The organism is Sideroxydans lithotrophicus ES-1 (genome assembly GCF_000025705.1).
GTDB lineage: Bacteria > Pseudomonadota > Gammaproteobacteria > Burkholderiales > Gallionellaceae > Sideroxyarcus > Sideroxyarcus lithotrophicus.
Window position 1 is genome coordinate 2,891,381 of record NC_013959.1, and the last position, 16,553, is coordinate 2,907,933.

General features: G+C 51.8%; 16 protein-coding genes. 2 read left to right on the forward strand and 14 right to left on the reverse strand.

What is annotated here, in order from left to right:
• Positions 1-5: 5 nt before the first annotated feature.
• Together SLIT_RS14350 and SLIT_RS14355 are read right to left on the reverse strand one after the other, a co-directional pair.
• Positions 6-1,283 (reverse strand): O-antigen ligase family protein, encoded by a 1,278-nt coding sequence (locus tag SLIT_RS14350; RefSeq protein WP_013030996.1) that lies wholly within the window; start codon positions 1,281-1,283, stop codon positions 6-8.
• Entirely contained in the window at positions 1,280-2,332 is a 1,053-nt protein-coding gene (locus SLIT_RS14355) for a glycosyltransferase family 4 protein (protein ID WP_013030997.1), read from the reverse strand. The genes SLIT_RS14350 and SLIT_RS14355 overlap by 4 nt, the downstream gene beginning before the upstream one ends.
• A gap of 64 nt (positions 2,333-2,396) precedes the next feature.
• Between SLIT_RS14355 and SLIT_RS14360 the strand changes: the two genes are divergently transcribed.
• Together SLIT_RS14360 and SLIT_RS14365 are read left to right on the forward strand one after the other, a co-directional pair.
• Positions 2,397-3,383 carry a class I SAM-dependent methyltransferase gene (locus tag SLIT_RS14360; protein ID WP_013030998.1) on the forward strand — a complete coding sequence of 329 codons (987 nt, stop codon included), beginning with the start codon at positions 2,397-2,399 and terminating at the stop codon, positions 3,381-3,383.
• A gap of 10 nt (positions 3,384-3,393) precedes the next feature.
• Entirely contained in the window at positions 3,394-4,233 is an 840-nt protein-coding gene (locus tag SLIT_RS14365; RefSeq protein WP_013030999.1) for a glycosyltransferase family 2 protein, read from the forward strand.
• Between the two features lie 143 nt (positions 4,234-4,376).
• Here the strand turns inward: SLIT_RS14365 and SLIT_RS14370 are convergent, their stop codons facing one another.
• The 12 genes from SLIT_RS14370 to SLIT_RS14425 are packed head-to-tail and all read right to left on the reverse strand — an operon-like array spanning position 4,377 to position 16,548.
• The gene (locus tag SLIT_RS14370; protein ID WP_013031000.1) at positions 4,377-5,135 is read right to left on the reverse strand and encodes a glycosyltransferase family 2 protein; all 759 of its coding nucleotides are present in this window, start codon (positions 5,133-5,135) and stop codon (positions 4,377-4,379) included.
• Positions 5,136-5,137: 2 nt separating this feature from the next.
• The gene (locus tag SLIT_RS14375; RefSeq protein WP_013031001.1) at positions 5,138-6,973 is read right to left on the reverse strand and encodes a polysaccharide biosynthesis protein; all 1,836 of its coding nucleotides are present in this window, start codon (positions 6,971-6,973) and stop codon (positions 5,138-5,140) included.
• Positions 6,960-7,943 carry an MraY family glycosyltransferase gene (locus SLIT_RS14380; protein ID WP_013031002.1) on the reverse strand — a complete coding sequence of 328 codons (984 nt, stop codon included), beginning with the start codon at positions 7,941-7,943 and terminating at the stop codon, positions 6,960-6,962. Before SLIT_RS14380 ends, SLIT_RS14375 begins: the two co-directional genes overlap by 14 nt.
• Positions 7,940-8,893: a UDP-glucose 4-epimerase family protein gene (locus SLIT_RS14385; RefSeq protein ID WP_013031003.1), complete on the reverse strand. Its 954-nt coding sequence runs from the start codon at positions 8,891-8,893 to the stop codon at positions 7,940-7,942. The genes SLIT_RS14380 and SLIT_RS14385 overlap by 4 nt, the downstream gene beginning before the upstream one ends.
• Positions 8,894-8,899: 6 nt before the next feature.
• Positions 8,900-9,967, reverse strand: a complete 1,068-nt coding sequence (locus SLIT_RS14390; protein ID WP_013031004.1) for an acyltransferase family protein — start codon at positions 9,965-9,967, stop codon at positions 8,900-8,902.
• A 2-nt stretch (positions 9,968-9,969) separates the two neighbouring features.
• Positions 9,970-10,950: a class I SAM-dependent methyltransferase gene (locus SLIT_RS14395; protein WP_013031005.1), complete on the reverse strand. Its 981-nt coding sequence runs from the start codon at positions 10,948-10,950 to the stop codon at positions 9,970-9,972.
• 17 nt (positions 10,951-10,967) lie between these two features.
• Positions 10,968-11,741 carry a glycosyltransferase family 2 protein gene (locus SLIT_RS14400; protein ID WP_013031006.1) on the reverse strand — a complete coding sequence of 258 codons (774 nt, stop codon included), beginning with the start codon at positions 11,739-11,741 and terminating at the stop codon, positions 10,968-10,970.
• Positions 11,729-12,571: a glycosyltransferase family 2 protein gene (locus tag SLIT_RS14405; RefSeq protein WP_013031007.1), complete on the reverse strand. Its 843-nt coding sequence runs from the start codon at positions 12,569-12,571 to the stop codon at positions 11,729-11,731. The genes SLIT_RS14400 and SLIT_RS14405 overlap by 13 nt, the downstream gene beginning before the upstream one ends.
• Positions 12,568-13,647 carry a glycosyltransferase family 2 protein gene (locus SLIT_RS15450; RefSeq protein WP_013031008.1) on the reverse strand — a complete coding sequence of 360 codons (1,080 nt, stop codon included), beginning with the start codon at positions 13,645-13,647 and terminating at the stop codon, positions 12,568-12,570. The genes SLIT_RS14405 and SLIT_RS15450 overlap by 4 nt, the downstream gene beginning before the upstream one ends.
• A gap of 2 nt (positions 13,648-13,649) precedes the next feature.
• Positions 13,650-14,594 carry an NAD-dependent epimerase/dehydratase family protein gene (locus tag SLIT_RS14415; RefSeq protein ID WP_013031009.1) on the reverse strand — a complete coding sequence of 315 codons (945 nt, stop codon included), beginning with the start codon at positions 14,592-14,594 and terminating at the stop codon, positions 13,650-13,652.
• On the reverse strand, positions 14,591-15,469 hold the full coding sequence (locus tag SLIT_RS14420) for an alpha-1,2-fucosyltransferase (protein WP_013031010.1): 879 nt from the start codon (positions 15,467-15,469) through the stop codon (positions 14,591-14,593). Before SLIT_RS14420 ends, SLIT_RS14415 begins: the two co-directional genes overlap by 4 nt.
• 17 nt (positions 15,470-15,486) lie before the next feature.
• A complete protein-coding gene (locus SLIT_RS14425) occupies positions 15,487-16,548 on the reverse strand; it encodes a glycosyltransferase family 10 domain-containing protein (protein WP_013031011.1) in 1,062 nt (353 codons plus the stop codon).
• Between the last annotated feature and the right edge of the window lie 5 nt (positions 16,549-16,553).

The following is a 16,553-nucleotide window of genomic DNA, read 5'->3' on the forward strand; positions in this document are numbered from 1 at the left end:
TGCCCTTATTCCGGTTTGTGCACGACGATCTGCACGCCGTAGTGAACGTTGTAACAAGCCGCAAGCAGCACGGCAACGGTAAAACCATAGAATGCCGTAGCCATGGTCAGATTTAAAAACTCGACAGTCACTCCAAATACCAGGATTCCGCTCACGAATGCGATGCCTAATATTCCGGCACGCCTGACCTCTCTCAATGTCGACTTGGTCGCCCGCCAGAATAGACCAAACGGTACGAAATAACTGGCCAGCAAAGCAGCCAAGCCGAATATGCCCATCCCGGCAGCCTTGGACAAAATGTCATTATGGACTTCACCGCGCCCCAGTTCTGCTGCAAGTGGTGTGATCTTGCCTGCATCCAGCATGGGCTGCATTTCCAGGGCGAAGCCCTCCGGCCCAACACCAAAAATTGGATGATGTGCAAATATGTCCGCAGCCGCTTTGTATAACTGCCAGCGCACACCCGTCGATGTATCGCGGTTACCTTGTTCGAAGGTCGCAATATCATTGATCAGTTCATTCACACGATGCTGAAATGTACCGCTGGCAAGATATACGAATGCAATGACAAACGATGTGGCGATCAAACTGGCAGCTGCCATTTTCAGCGAGACTCTGGATGTCCTGAAATAAAAATAGATCAAAATGAACACTGGAATTGCAAACCAGCCTCCTCGCGAGCCGGATTCGAATGATGCCAATAATCCAAGCATGAAGCCCGTCACTTTCAAAAGGCGCAATAGTTTGTTGTCTCGCCCGAGCCAGTTGATGCTGAACAATGAAAGTACGCCAAAGATCAATTCAAGATCGCCGAAATGGATCAAATCCAGTGTACCTATTCCGGATCTGTTCTCGGAGCCTGCTCCCAGATCATTCGACATCATAAAACCGATGATGGCAGCCAGTGGAAATGCAACTTGCAGTACTACGAAAACGGCAGGGCGAAGGCGCTGCAACAGCAAGAACACCGGGATAGCCAGCCAGTAACGCGATGCCGCATCATATGGATGCGCTGTATAGTTTTGAAGATATGTCTGGCTGATGAGTATCGCCACCGACATCGCACACATGGAAACAGTGTAGATGGTGAACTCGCTGCGCCACATTACAGCCTCAATGCCATTCGGTCTTGCCAGCCAAACTGCAAGGGCGAGCAACAACATCAACAGAAACACGCCGTTCATGCCGCCTTTCACCGCGATCATGGCCGTGGGATAGGCCAATAGCAGCACCGTTGCCGACAGCTCTACAATGGACAAGTAACGTTGTTGCACTGACTTCATCTTGCGCCTTCCTTCTGGACATCATCGTAGATCGCCACGAATTCGCGTGCGACGACATCCCAGCCACGAACAAAGGGAACAGGGGCCTGAACCCGGTCCAATTGTCTGGAGACTGCGTTCACCCACTGCTGCACCGGCATATCCAGTTTTACCACCTCGCCGGCTTCGGCATCCACTTGTTCCGCTGCACCGCAGGCATCCGACACCACCACCGGCACCCTTGCCGCCATCGCCTCCGTGATGACCATGCCATAGGGTTCGGCTTTCGCCGGATGCAACAACACGTCGATCTCCTGAAAGTGCGCATTGTCAGTACGCCATCCCAGCAGGCGATAGCCGACTTGCCAGCCAGCGAACAGGTGCTGCACTTCGCGTTCGTTCGGTCCTACCACCCAAAACTCGAGGCTTGGCCGAATGCGCCGCAGTTGCGCAGCGATCTCGACCGCCAACGGCAGGCCCTTGCGCTGCCACTCCCTGCCGACGAAACCGATGATGCCGCCATCTGCAGGTACAACATGAGGCGTCCTCGTCGCGCCCGGCAGTACACCCGGCACGATGGGCTGGGTGATCTTTCCGGCGTACTCCGGATAGTAATGCGCCAGTTGGCGCGCAATGATCGCCGAATTCGGCACGATGCTCCGTGCCACTCGTAACTCGCGCCGCTCCATATACAGCTGCATCGCCACACGCAATGAGACCTTCTTCCACCAGGGTTTGTCGCGTACCGAAGCGAACGGCGGGCCATGGAAGGTAGTGATGTCATGCACGCCGACGCGTTCGTGGCTATGGATGATCCAGCCGGGTTGCGGATGCGCGCGCAGCCATTTTTCCACACGCCTGCCGAAACGCCAGTAATAGAGCCAGCGCGGACGGTATCTCATCTTGCCAAGCTCGTGAACCGCAATCCCTGCGGGTTTTTCGGCTACACAGGTCTCGCACAGCACCTGGATCTCATGGCCGAGTTTCGCAAGCTCAAGGATGGTCTCCCAGACATAGCGCTCCATCCCCCCTACCGGCCCGTAGCGCCTTACAATGTGAATTATCTTCATCCTGCCTCTAAATATTGGGTCGTCGTTATAGAATGTGCACGTTGACCCATTCGAACCGCGAAACATGGATAGTATAACAAGCGAACCCCGTCCTTCATGCGACCTGTGTGGCTCAGAAGGCGGGCTCGTTCAATCCGGCATCACAGATCCGGACGGCAACCTGGAAGGGACATGGAGTTTCCGCTGTTGTGCCAATCCCGAGTGCGGAGTGTGCTGGCTGGATCCGGCACCGCCCCCGAGCGAACTCTGGAAAGCCTACGCCACCTACCACACCCATACGCGCAAATCCGGCCAGCGCTTTGGCAAAGCCATGCTAAGCCTGGCGCATCGGCTCATCAGGCTGTCCCTGCTGCCATTCTGGCTGGCCAACGGACTCAAGCGCGAAGCCGGCTATCTGCGTTTCATGACCTTGTCCGGCGAACCTGCTGGCAGACTGCTGGATGTGGGCTGCGGCGGCGGACGCTTCCTCAACCGCATGAAGAAGCGCGGCTGGCAGGTCGAGGGCACTGATTTCGACGAACAGGCCACCCAAAAGGTCTCGGCACGTTACGGCATCAAGACCCACATCGGCGACCTGACCCAGTGTACCTTGCCCGCAAACAGCTTCGACGTGGTCACCATGAGCCAGACCATCGAACATCTGTACGATCCGCTGGCCACACTGCACGAATGCCTGCGCATCCTGAAACCGGGCGGCCTGCTGGTGATGACCACTCCCAATGCACTTAGCATCGGCGCTGCCGAATTCGCCGCTTTCTGGCGCGGCTGGGAAGCCCCCCGCCATCTGCACCTGTTCTCGGTCGAATCGCTGCAGCGACTTACCCGGCGCGCCGGTTTCGAAGTGACCGATGCGAGCACCTACTCTGCCGGCGCCGCCGTTGTCTACCGCGTCAGCCGCACAAATCAGCAGGCAGCCCGACTATCCTGGCTGGACGAACTGGGTCTGCTGCTCTGGAGCTACCGCAAGGAATTGCAGGAATATCACGCTCAGGCGGCCAGTCCGCATAGCGGGCAGAACGTATTGATCCGCGCGCGCAAACCCATCATTTGAACGGAAAAGCATGTTCTCCATCATCATCCCCACCTGGAACAACCTTGCACTGCTGCAGCTGTGCATACGCAGCATCCGGCAGAATTCCGCCTACCCGCACCAGATCATCGTGCACGTCAACGACGGCAGCGATGGCTCGCTGGAATGGGTGCGCCAGCAAGGTATCGCGCATACCGCCTCGCCCGAGAATATCGGCATCTGCCTTGCCGTGAACGAAGCGGCCATGCATGCCACGCAGGACTACATCCTGTACCTGAACGACGACATGTATTGCTGTCCCGGCTGGGACACGGCGCTGGTCGACAAACTCAAGCAACTGGACACCGACCTGTTCATGCTTTCCGGCACCATGATCGAGCCGCGCGAGACCAACAACCCCTGCGTGATCGTGCGCGATTACGGCAGCGATGCCGCGAATTTCGATGAGGCGCGCTTGCTGGCCGAATTGCCGCAGCATCGCAAACAGGACTGGTATGGTGCGACCTGGCCGCCCACGCTGGTGAGCAAGCGCTGGTGGTTCAAGGTGGGCGGCTACAGCAGCGAGTTCTCACCCGGCATGAGCAGCGACAACGACTTTTCGATGAAACTGTGGCACGCCGACTGCCGCGTGTTTCTCGGCGTAGGCAATTCCTTTGTTTATCACTTCCAGTGCAAATCGACCGGCAAGGTGAAGAAGAACGACGGCGGCCGACAGTTCCTCAACAAGTGGGGCATGCGTCAGTCGGTGTTCGACCGCTATTACTTGCGGCGCGGCTTGCCGGCACAGGGATTGACGTTAGCAGAGCCGGAAGATACACGCGAGTTGCGCTGGCAGTTATTGCGCAGCAGGCTGAAACGAGCGTTGGGATAGCAGTTGTCATTCCGGCGAAGGCCGGAATCCAGGTAATTCGTCATTTCCTGAACAATACCCCGCGCAGATAGGACGGCTTCATTGCTTTGTCCGCGCCGCCAAGTATCTTTTGACTGGATTCCGGCCTTCGCCGGAATGACGGCCTAATGACTTATCCGGGTTGAATTCAGGACAGCCAACTTGCGATATTTCAAGTAGGTCGTGCGCGCATTCATCAATGCGATGCTCCACCCGGCAGCGCCATCCAGTATGCCGAGCCTGATTATGTATGTGCGCACGAACGCCCACCCTCCGCTCAGCATCGCGCCAACCCAACTGGAGCGTTTGCCTGCCTGCAGCATCTGCTGCGCGGCCGCATTGGAGTAATGCTCCACCTTGCGCTCCACATCAGCTGTCGTGAGATAGCTGTAATGCAATAACGGGCTCTTCAGTTTCGCTGCAGCCCCATCCATCAGCACGCTCTCATGCACCAGGCTGTCCGAGAACCTGCCGGTGCCGCGCTTGAACAGGCGCAACACATAATCCGGGTACCAGCCGGAATGATGGACGAATTTCCCGCAGAATTGCGACAGGCGCGGGCAGTAGTAGCCTTCCGCATTCCCCGTACGCATGGCCTGTTCCAGTTCGGCGCGCAGTTCGGGAGTCACCCGTTCGTCCGCATCGATGGAGAACACCCAGTCTTTGCTGGCATAACCCAGCGCGCGATTCTTTTGCGGCCCGAAACCGGGCCAGTCCGCATGCACATATACCTGGGCACCCATTGCGCGGGCGATGTCCGCAGTATCGTCGCTGCTGGCGGAATCCACGACGATGATCTCGTCCGCCCATGCCACCGACTGCAGGCAGTCGCGGATGTTGGCGGCTTCGTTCTTGGTGATGAGAATGACGGACAACGAGGGCATGGTCAATGCCCGTTCGGTGTCGGCGTGTATTCTGGCACCCAGTGCTTCAAACGTTCGCGCACAATATCGTCGGTGTTTGCCATATCCACACTCACCCAGTCCAGCATCGCCTGCAATTCGACTGCAGCAACTTGGCGCGCCTGGGCGATACGCAATTTGGGATGTGGTGTCGGCAACGTATGCTCATTATCGGCCAGTACTTCCTCATACAACTTTTCACCTGGACGCAGACCGGTGAATTCGATCTTGATGTCGTCCTCACCCAAACCGGAAAGACGGATCATGTCCTTCGCCAGATCGACGATCTTCACCGGTTCGCCCATGTCGAGCACGAAGATCTCTCCACCCCTGCCCATATAGCCGGCTTGCATCACCAGTTGCGCTGCTTCGGGGATGGACATGAAGAAGCGTGTGATCTCGGGATGCGTGACAGTGATCGGCCCGCCTTTGGCAATTTGCTCGCGGAACTTGGGGATCACGCTGCCGTTGCTGCCGAGCACATTGCCGAAGCGCACGATGACGAAACGCGTTCCTTCCGGTCGCTGCAGTCCCTGACAGACGATCTCGGCCATGCGCTTGGTCGTGCCCATCACGTTGGTCGGATTGACTGCCTTGTCGGTGGAGATCAACACGAATTTCTCCACACCATGCTTCTGTGCACAGCTTGCCACCCGCCAGGTACCAAAGACATTGTTGCGCACTGCCTGCCAAGTGTTGTGGCGCTCCATCAACGGCACATGCTTGTAGGCTGCCGCATGGAAAACTGTGCCCGGCTTGTACTCGTCGAACACCTGCTCCAGGCGCACATCGTCGCGCACATCGCCAGCCAGATAGATGATATTCAGCTGCGGAAACCTTTTATTCAACTCCTGCTCGATGTTGTACAGCGCAAATTCGCCAGCATCGTACAGCACCAGTGTTTTTGGTGAGAAGCGCGCGATCTGGCGACACAACTCGGAACCGATGGAGCCCCCCGCGCCAGTGACCAGCACTACCTTTCCTGTCAGTTGCGCATGCAAGCCCGCATCATCCAGTTGTATCGGATCGCGCCCAAGCAGGTCATCCAGTTCCACCGCCCGCAATTGCGATACAGACACACGCCCGCTCAACAGATCGTCGAAAGCTGGGACCGTCAGCGCCTTGATACCATTGTTGTTCGCCAGATCGATGGCATGCTTGCGTACCTGATGCGTGGCCGACGGCATGGCGATGATGACCTGGGAAACTCCCAGTCGTGCTGCCCAATTTGGGAGGCTGTCCAGTTTGCCCAGAACCTTGACACCATTAAGGAGGCGTCCCTGTTTGTCTTCGTCGTCATCAAGAAACCCAACTTGGTGCCATTCGCGGCTGCGCGCCAAGTCCTTGGAGAGGCCGACGCCTGCCTCGCCCGCCCCTAGTACCAGTACCGGTTCGCCTTGCAACTTGATATCGCCGAACAGTCCCTGCTCTTTCCACAAGCGATAGAACAGGCGGCCGCCGCCCATCCCCAATAACAGCAGAATGGGATCGATGATCAACACCGACCGCGGAACGACTGCGTGAACACGGAACATCCACAGCACCACAGGGATAAGCATGGCGGCCAACAACACTGCCATGAAGATACGGCGCAGATCGGCCATGCTGGCATAGCGCCAGATGCCCCGGTAAAGACTCATATACCAGAAGATCACGGATTGCAGCGGCACTATCCAGAGCAATGTACGCAACATCTCGTTCTGGAAATTCTGCGGCAGTTCAAAATTGAAACGTAATAAATAAGCGCCAACCCATGCAATCGCCGCCACCAGCAGGTCATGGGATACAGCAAATACGGTATATCGATTAGCCTTGAGCATGTTGTGAACGCTCGAATCTTCTCCATGCGGCATCGAGCAGCAGCATCAACGCTGCATAGATGCCGCCCCATACTGAAAATACCAGCCATGGAAATTCATCCTGCAAGGCGTAAAGAGCCGATATGCCAACACCCAGCATGAGTGCGTATTCAGTCAAAGCAACTTTGCGATGGCTCCAACCCATTTGCACCAGACGCTGATAATAATGCTCGCGATGCGCTTCCGTGACCCTCGCTCCGCGCAATTTTCGCTTCACCAATGTGACGCTGGCATCCACGATGAAAGGGGAAAACACCAGCAGCGGAAACCATGCAGCCCAGTGGCCTTGTTGCCATCCCCACAACCCCATACCTGCCGCAAGAAAACCTAGCGGGATAGATCCTGCATCGCCCATGAACACCTTGGCAGGATGAAAATTATTGTAGAGAAAACCCAGCGCAGCTGCGCCGATGGTGAAGTTCAACATCGCTTGCGTGTCGTCATGCGACATAAGTGCAGCAAAACCATACATGCTGAAGCCGAATAGTGCCATGCCACCTGCCAAACCATCAGATCCATCCATGAAATTGTAAAGATTGGTCATCCACACCGTGAACAGCAGAATAATCAACGCAACGATCACGCCATGTTGAGCGAACAACCCGGAACCAAAGACCAGGATCGCTGCCGCCGTCAGATGAGCCAATAAACGCTGTTTCACTGGCAGATTATGCATATCGTCCATCAGTGAAACGACGAACAAGCCAATCAATGGGACGACTATCCACCACATCAGCGATGTCAGCACCAACGCCCAGCCAGCCAGCAATCCGGCCATCATCGCCACACCGCCGATGCGAGGTACTGGTGCATCATGTAAAGAGCGCTCGTTTGGAATGTCCTCGATGACTTTACCGAACTTGCTGATAAGAATGAGAGTGGTCAGCAGCATGGTGACCAGTGCTGCAACGATGGGTGAGTAATGGCTCATAGATGTGTCGTTCGATACCACTCGGCTGTCGCCTGCAGCCCCTGCTGCAAACTATATGGCGGGGTCCAGTTAAGTTCGCGGCGGATTTTACCACTATCGACCTGCAACGAGCCCAGCAGGCGTTCCACCTGGTCTGTCTTGCCGCTCAGTTGCCCTGCCAGCCTCAGCAATGCTGCAGGACAGGGGAACAACCTCGCCGGGCGTCCCATTGCCGCACCCAATCGGCGTAGCAGATCTAGTGTCGAGATATCTTCGCCATCGCTGACCAGATAGGTCTGTCCGGCAGCGGCAGGATGCATAGCGCAGGCAATCAATGCATCGACGAGGTTTTCAACATAAACCAGGCTGCGCTGATTTTGTGCAGAGGCCAACGGTAATGGGACCCCCTTGGCCAAGACTTTGAGCATCTGAGCAAAGTTACCTTTTACGCCTGCGCCGTAAACCAGAGGCGGGCGGACGATCACGACCTCCAAATTGGTTCTTGAGGCTATCAGATGCAAGGCTTGTTCCGCCTCGCTTTTGGATACGCCATAAGGGTCTTGTGGATTGATCTGGTTCGTTTCAGTGAACTTATAATCTATCTTTGTACCCTCGCCATTGACCTTGACCGAACTGACATAAACGAAACGTTTCACCCCTGCCAATGCAGCCTGCTCGGCAAGGTTTATCGTTCCGTACAAATTGACCCTGCGGTACTCCGAAATTGGATCATCCGAGTTTTCATGCATCACGTGCGCACGTGCTGCAAGGTGGATCACAACGTCAATGCCGAGCAGTGCATCAGACCAGTTTGTCTGCCCATCGATCACGCCAGTTTTTACAAATTCAACATTCTCGATTGGAGGATTTGCAGAACGTACTGCTGCACGGCAAGGCTCTCCGCGTCTGGCTAATTCCTTGCAAAGTGGCCTGCCGACAAAGCCGTTAGCTCCTACTACCAAGAATCTCATATCGAACTATTCCTGATTGACGGCCACATAATGAGAAGATTTGCGCAAGAACCGTTTTTCAACGAAATGCCAAAGAAAATATGCCGTCGTTACTACCATGAAACCAGCCGAAAGCAACATCAACCAAGGATGAGTATTGAATAACCCGAATGAGATCAATAACTGCAATATTGGAAAGTGAACGATGTATACCCCATAGGAAAAGTCGCCATATTTACCGAAGTTTCCGACATAGCTAAAGATGCAGGCAAAATAGATGACCAGCACCCCCAACGCGATCGGTTGCACGGCAATCCAAGGCAACCATGATTTCAGCGCAAAAGCCGTCACTGCAAGCAGAGCGAGCCACGGCGCATACTTGGCAAAGTGTTGAAAATAATAGTAGCTAGTTGCGCCCGCAATAAAGTAAACCAGCTGGCCTGGTAATTGGCGCTGTAATTCCAGATAAAAACCTGCGCCAGTTTTATTTGCCATGTACTCCATATAGATGGAATAAATCACTGAACACGCATAGAGCAAAAATATCACCTTCATGCGTCCATACTTGCGGAACGCCCTGACAACAACCGGTACCAGCAGATAGAACATCACCTCTATCTTCAAAGTCCATAAAGCGCCATTTATCGCTTGTAGAGAATTGTGCTCAAATACTCCGGGCAAACTCGGGTGCATGAAGTTGAGGAACACCAGGTTTGCCAAGATATATTTGGCAAGCTCCAATGAGATGTATTCATGCCATGAATACTTGCTGAAAATCATCCCCAGCACAGCGCAGGCAACAACGACAAATATATATGCCGGATAAATTCGGCGAGCTCTTTTTGAGAAGTAGTTGCCAACATCCTTGGAGTTTTCATAGCTCATGAAAATCAGAAAACCGCTGACAACAAAAAACGACTTCACTGCAATCTCTGAAGAAAATATTTCGCTTAAGATTGAAAGGCTATCAGCTCCAGATAGCACATAGGCATGCACCAAAAACACTATGAAAGCGAATACAAAGCGGAGCAGATCGAAATTGTTTACCCGCAAACGCCGATCGACCGACACTTTATTCTGAGGAGACTCCTGCACCTTCAATCCACTTTCCGTATCCAGAACGACCTCGGTTCCAAATGTGCGGGATTAAGCCGTAGCATAGGAAATTTATTCTTCATTTCATCCGAATGATGCCGGCTGAGAAAATTCAGGGCCGCAATGATCTCAAAGTGAGGATTGCACGACAAAAATGCCTCCAACAGATACTGCTCGTTCCATAGCTTGACCTCGTCAATCAGCCAGTGGTCGAGATAGTCGCAGGGCGTAAAGATATCGTGAATATGAATTAGCACGCCCGCATTCAGAATTGGCAATATCTCCAGGCATTCTGTCAGCACATCACTCTGTGGGCGAATCACATGGGAAGAATCTATGAACAGAATGTCATTTGCCACCAATTGCCTGAATATTGATTGATCAACGTTCTCGACCTTTTGACGAACAACTTCAATCCCTTCAACTTTATCCAGCCATTGCATTTCATAAGGCTCGATACATTGATGCAGGCATTGGTATCCGGAGTCTTCATTCCGATTCTGCTCGATTGCCGCCCTGGCCATCAGGGTCGAGAAACCGCTGCCGATCTCAATGATACGTTTAGGCTTGCATAGACGGATCAAACTATAAAGATATTCCGCATCTCCCTCGGCGAAATTGGGATTGTTGTAGTAGTACGACCTGTCTACAGTCGGGGCGCTCGGCAGGCGTTGCAGCTCATCAGCATAATCAAATTTCTTTAGCCAGCTTATCTGTCCCGCTTCGTTATGATCGATACCCGGCAGATTCCTCTCATCGCGCAACGAGTGCTGCAGATATTTCTTGTAGTTATACATCGGTTCATAATAGTGATCACGAATCGGATAAACCCCGATCCTGTTGAAAATGCGCCTAGCCACCGGCATGCGCCAAATACCAAGCCTTCTAACCAGCTTCATTAAAATGGCTGCCATGGCCACAAGCGGCGCAAGAATCAGATCGGCAATTGGCACACCCACGTCAGCCACAAATCGTTTCAACATTTTCAACTCCACAGTACTTATCTTCGAACATGTAAACGCCAATAAACCGGCGAAAGAAAAAATCGCAGCATACTTGTCAAATGCCACCTGAAGTACTTCATTTTTCTGTGGCTGTCTCGTCGCGCATCGTGCATCACCTTGGCGGCAGGACATAAAGCCACTTCATACCCCTGCAGACGTATTCTGGCGCACAGATCCACGTCCTCATAATAAAGAAAGAATCCGGGATCAAACCCTTTCATTTGCGCAAATACATCGTACCGGAACAACATGAACATCCCGCCGATCCAGTCTGGATAGATAACCCTTTCACTGACTGCATAGTCGCTTCCCTTGCATTTGCCAAACGCCTTGCAGAGTATCTTGAACGGACTCGGAAATCGCCGTGCACTATCTTCGATCTCGCCACTTGCATTAACCACCAGCGGGCCCGCGACTCCCACGGAGGGAGCTTGCAGGCAGGACGTCAGTGCCTGGAAAGGGTCATCTTTGAGCCTTATGTCCGGATTAATCACGCAAAAGTATTTGCCTTTTGCATGATTGAATGCTTGATTGTGATTGGCCGCAAACCCCTGCGGCACTGAGTTACGAATCACTATTATCGGGAATGGGAAATCCCCCAGTCTGAAAGGTAGCGATTCTTCCAGATTCAACGTAAGAAGAACCTCAAACGACGACGATCGACATTGCTTATCAAGGTCTCGCAACAGATTATCAATCAGGCGAATCTGCTTGTGACTGACAACTGATATGGAAATTCCTGCTTCACCCTTATTGGCTATTTCGCCCATCGCATATAGCCCCAGTACAAAATCAATCTACGCACGAATTTTAATACCGAATATATGCAGAGTCCTAACCATTGAATGAAATTGATGCATCCAGACTGATAGAGTTGACCATAATTGTCCAAATCTCCGCGCTCCATTGACCATAACTGTGCGCTCAGTCCTGCTGCGCCATAAGCAGGCTTGTATATTGCTGCCAAATCAGCACTGAGTTTTATAACTGCCATTTGCGCGCATACAATCTCCAGCCATAGCAAATGATCTTCCATGTGTCGCTTCCCCTCGGCGAAGCGGAATGGAATCTCGCGTTTGAGCATGACTGAAGGCGTTATGAAACGATTGGATAACAGCAGACTATTTTTCGATATGGGCATCGCCATACATTCTCTTATTTCCCAGTCTGCCACCTTCGTATGACTGCCCGATTTTCGATGCATATGTCCACTCAATGCGATCTCTGAGTGGGTCGCCATATAGTTATATTGAATCTCGATCTTTTTTGGATGCCATGCATCATCGGCATCCAGAAACGCAACATAAGGCTGGCAGGCCGCGTTCCAACCTGCATTTCGTGCGCTTGCCGCTCCCTGATTCTCATTAAGAGCTATAACCTTCACCCAATCCGGGTACTCCAGCCTAAACTTGCACAACAATTCCAATGTCTCATCGCCACTCGCATCGTCAACCAAAATGACCTCGGCCGGCTTCTGAGTTTGTTGAACTATGGAATCGAATGCGCGGCCTATTGTTCTTGTGCACTTAAAGCAAGGTATTACCACGCTTACCGGTGCATCGACTAATACTTCGGCGCGGGGGGCTGAAATTTCCTTCATGAAAAGCGAGTTATTCTAAAATACAGGTTCTTTAATCGAAAGAACATCGCGCTATCAGCTCGAATGCGGAAAATGCTTAGCATGAGCAATTTGAATTTCGTTACAAGCGCAAAGCCAACGCCGAATCTCTTGTTTAATCTACCCCATCTTGTGACCACGTCTAGACAATCAGCTGCAGCCCTGAAGTAAAGCCGCGTTGCATGATCAAAAGCGATGGCTCGCGCCTCACCGGTGTTTTGCTCAAGCAACACTGTAATGATGGCGTCAATTTTATCCATATCAAACTTTGGGGGGGAGGGTTCGCGCAATTTCAGTACCTCGTCAATCCAGTCCTGATTCACGCCCATCGGAGCAAAAATGAACGTCCAATATCGTCGTCTGATTTGCTGCCCCAACGCTTGCTGTTTATTCGACGTACTAGTTGAAATCTGTGTCTCATGTTGCCTATATAGGAGCAACACCTCCGGAACATTGGTCATATTCCAACCTGCCTGCGCCGCCCTTTCCCATAGGTCGTAGTCTTCGCACTTTTCCCATGCTTTGTCGTACCGCAACCCTTTTACCAAATCCGCTTTCATCATCACCGATGGGTGTGCAAATGGCGAACCAAAGAGCAACTCCGCCTTGACAGCACTATCACTCTGAGCATGCTTTAGTACACGAGTGTCCGCTGTGCCAAACAATCTGGCCCAGCTGCCGCAAATATCGGCATCAGTTTCCTGCAACCAGCGCAGTTGACGTTCAAAACGCTGTGGCAGTGCCACATCATCCTGATCCATACGTGCAATCCATTGACCCTTTGCAAGATCGATTATGTCATTCAGAGTTGTTGCCAGATTCCTGTTCTCGCGAGAAATGAGACGAATTCTGGTATCTCGTTCTTGATACTTTTTCAGCACTTGAAGTGAATTATCTGTAGATCCATCGTCAATTATGATGAATTCAAAATCTGAAAATGTTTGTTTCAAAATCGAATCAATGGCTTCTGCCAAATATTTTTCGCCGTTGTACACCGGCATCGCAACTGAAATTACCGGTGCAATATTTTCATCAGTTCTGGCTCTCAAGACAGTCATATTCACTTTTCCATCGCCTTAAGCCAGTCATAAGTGCGAGCAAGGCCCTCCTCGAATTCGACCTTGGGTCTCCAACCTGTGTGTGTTTCCAATTTTGTCGAATCCAACACATTTGTCTTAACATCAAAAGCCCGCGCAGGGAGATTCTCTACCTTCACACTGCATCCGACCTCTTTAAGCAAGACCTTGATCGCCTCAATCACATCCAAGTTGCTTAAACCAACGCCCGAGCCAATGTTGTATGTCTCCGTTAATTGCCCATGTTGTAATGCGCTCACGATTCCGGACGCCAAGTCACTGACATACAAATAATCGCGTATTGTTCCTTGTTGCCCAAAGATTCTGATTGGCTTTCCCGTCATGGCTGATGCCAGAGCTGTGGAAATGAATCCCTGGCCCACAAATGGCCGCTGCCCCGCTCCGTAAGCATTGCCGGGGCGAATGCAGACAAACTTCAATCCATGCGTTACAGCATATAGATATGCATAATTTTCCAAAGTCAGCTTAGTCACGCCATATGGAGAAATGGGCTTGGTTGGGTGGGTCTCTAGTATTGGCAATTCATTCGCTTCACCATAAACCGTCCCCCCGGACGACATCAGGATCAATTTCGTTCCCCTTTCTGCCGCTTCCGAGAACAACTGTACCGTAGGTGGCAAATTTTCAAGCAAATCGGCCAGAGGGTTATCGAATGAGGTATTCGGAACTGTGGCATATGCCAGGTGAATACCCTCCTGGTGGTTCGCAAGCAAACTGCCAATCAAGTCTCGTTGGCCAAAATCACCGGAAATATAGGTGGCCTCATTTGGTAATTCATATCGAGGAGTGAGGCTTCGACCCAACACCGTAACATGCCTTCCAGTGGCTATGAGTTGCGGCACAAGGTGTGCGCCAATATAGCCCGCACCGCCGATGACCAAGGTTTTTATTGTTGCAGTTGATTTCACAGTTTTACCCAGCCCGGCGGCAGTAAGTCTTGCACATCTGTTCGGTTAGCAAACCAGCGCTCTGGAGCAATCACGACCTTTTCCGGATTCGGATTGAGCCACGCACCCCACCAACTGAACGAACTATTTGCGATGATGTGATGTTTGCACAAACTCATCAATCGCATGTCGTTAAAGCTCATTGAGCCGTGATTGTAGTCAACATACTGGCTTGGAAATTCTATTTCCAGATTGTCTTTTACCCAGGCGATGTCATCCGAAAAGACAAAAAAATATGGATTCCGCACTTGCCCCGCAATATGTTTGATCGATTTGCGGTAATAATCCAAAGAACACAGTCCATGTGTTGCTGCTGTCAGTGGATTATTTGCGTAATCGCCCCGTCGGATATGCAAACTCACCGCATTCTCTTGATCGATCTTTTCAGCCAATTCTGCGTTATGACTATCCAGCGGCAACTTGAAAGAAAAATCTTTACGAATTTCAACAGCGGCATCCAAAAAATATTTCTCGCTTTGCCAGTAGCCCGCAAGGTAACAATCGCCTGTTATTTTTCTTATTCCATTCCAGTAGGAAAAATGTGGTTCTACAACAAACCCTTTTCTACGGAAAATCGACATGCCGGGCCGGGACACAACCCGCCGAATACCTGATGCAGATTGCCATCCCAGAATTTCATGCACGTCAGCTTCACTCGCTATTTCAATCTTGCATCCGAATATCCGATCAAGTTCAAAACCCTGGTGTAATGCATAATTCGTGAATCCTGAAATATCCAGTTTCAAGGGAACCTCAAGTTTGAGAGATAGCGCTCGAGCCGCTGCGTATTGAAACATTTGGTTGCCAAGACCGCCAATGATGTTAGATATGACCATGTCCGGTGTTCCGTCGGTCAGAGACGCGCTGGATCGCAAATCGAATCATCTAGTGCAGAAACAATGGTGCACGTTATCTGTTCTGCAAAATCCTCAGCCATGAATGGCTTGGCCGCGGCACTATCCAGAAAGTCACGGACCGCAATTTGGTAGGCTTGATAGTTGGCTTCAGTCATATGCGTAAGATACCAATACAAGTCATCATGGCTACTGAATTCGCGTCGATCAATGAAACAAGCCCGGGGAATGTAATCCGATACATTGGGTGCGCCCCAATATATGGGGACACAGCCAGCAAAAAAACAATCAAATATTTTCTCGGTGATGTAGCCAGGCAAGTCTTTTACATTCTCATAACACACCGCAAATCGATATTTTTTGAGTGTTTCAAGTTTGCTTGGAACTTTCCCACGGTAAGAAGAAAAGGCCTTGTACCCAGTTAGCCGTGCCCAGCGCAATGCCATTCGATGCCACAGCCTCCCTATCTTCCCGAATCGAGGGGGCGATACTTCCCAGCCACTTCCATATAAATCGAATGCCTCAGGAGCATTGTGCTCAAACCATCGTATGGTTCTCACTCGTTCAGCGTACAGATCCAGTGAGCTTTGCTGGTTCGGGCATCTGTTACCGGCAATCAGACAACACAACCGGTCGCGGCCTTGCCAACCGATCTGGTCAAGGCGATGAATTTTATTCGGGAAATTTATCTTGATATATCGCCTATGGTCGACCAAGTCATCTCGCCAGGTAAAGATTCTCTGATAGTGTGCAAGTAAGGACTGAGAGGCATTCGAGGGGCATATCTGGGCCGTTTCCATCAACAAAACGAATGCCGGTACATCCAGCTCTCTTTGCATGGCATTCATGTGCAATTCAAAGACCACGCTGCGCCCCGCATTCATATCGGGCGTATTCAGCTCGATGCCGCACGACAGCAGACGCTCACGCAACATCCAGTAGGGATAATTGCTGTCGTCCCGATTTATTGCATGTGTGAGATCAAAGCGTGCATTTTCGGAAACACCCTGCTCGATGTAGTTTGCATACCGGATTTTCCAATCTGCGCGCATATTGGCCATCTTGA

Bases quoted from the DNA above. Each gene is read 5' to 3' on its own strand.
- SLIT_RS14350 (WP_013030996.1), bottom strand. From the start codon at position 1,283: ATGAAGTCAGTGCAACAACGTTACTTGTCCATTGTAGAGCTGTCGGCA.
- SLIT_RS14355 (WP_013030997.1), bottom strand. From the start codon at position 2,332: ATGAAGATAATTCACATTGTAAGGCGCTACGGGCCGGTAGGGGGGATG.
- SLIT_RS14360 (WP_013030998.1), top strand. From the start codon at position 2,397: ATGGATAGTATAACAAGCGAACCCCGTCCTTCATGCGACCTGTGTGGC.
- SLIT_RS14365 (WP_013030999.1), top strand. From the start codon at position 3,394: ATGTTCTCCATCATCATCCCCACCTGGAACAACCTTGCACTGCTGCAG.
- SLIT_RS14370 (WP_013031000.1), bottom strand. From the start codon at position 5,135: ATGCCCTCGTTGTCCGTCATTCTCATCACCAAGAACGAAGCCGCCAAC.
- SLIT_RS14375 (WP_013031001.1), bottom strand. From the start codon at position 6,973: ATGCTCAAGGCTAATCGATATACCGTATTTGCTGTATCCCATGACCTG.
- SLIT_RS14380 (WP_013031002.1), bottom strand. From the start codon at position 7,943: ATGAGCCATTACTCACCCATCGTTGCAGCACTGGTCACCATGCTGCTG.
- SLIT_RS14385 (WP_013031003.1), bottom strand. From the start codon at position 8,893: ATGAGATTCTTGGTAGTAGGAGCTAACGGCTTTGTCGGCAGGCCACTT.
- SLIT_RS14395 (WP_013031005.1), bottom strand. From the start codon at position 10,950: ATGTTGAAACGATTTGTGGCTGACGTGGGTGTGCCAATTGCCGATCTG.
- SLIT_RS14400 (WP_013031006.1), bottom strand. From the start codon at position 11,741: ATGGGCGAAATAGCCAATAAGGGTGAAGCAGGAATTTCCATATCAGTT.
- SLIT_RS14405 (WP_013031007.1), bottom strand. From the start codon at position 12,571: ATGAAGGAAATTTCAGCCCCCCGCGCCGAAGTATTAGTCGATGCACCG.
- SLIT_RS15450 (WP_013031008.1), bottom strand. From the start codon at position 13,647: ATGACTGTCTTGAGAGCCAGAACTGATGAAAATATTGCACCGGTAATT.
- SLIT_RS14420 (WP_013031010.1), bottom strand. From the start codon at position 15,469: ATGGTCATATCTAACATCATTGGCGGTCTTGGCAACCAAATGTTTCAA.
- SLIT_RS14425 (WP_013031011.1), bottom strand. From the start codon at position 16,548: ATGGCCAATATGCGCGCAGATTGGAAAATCCGGTATGCAAACTACATC.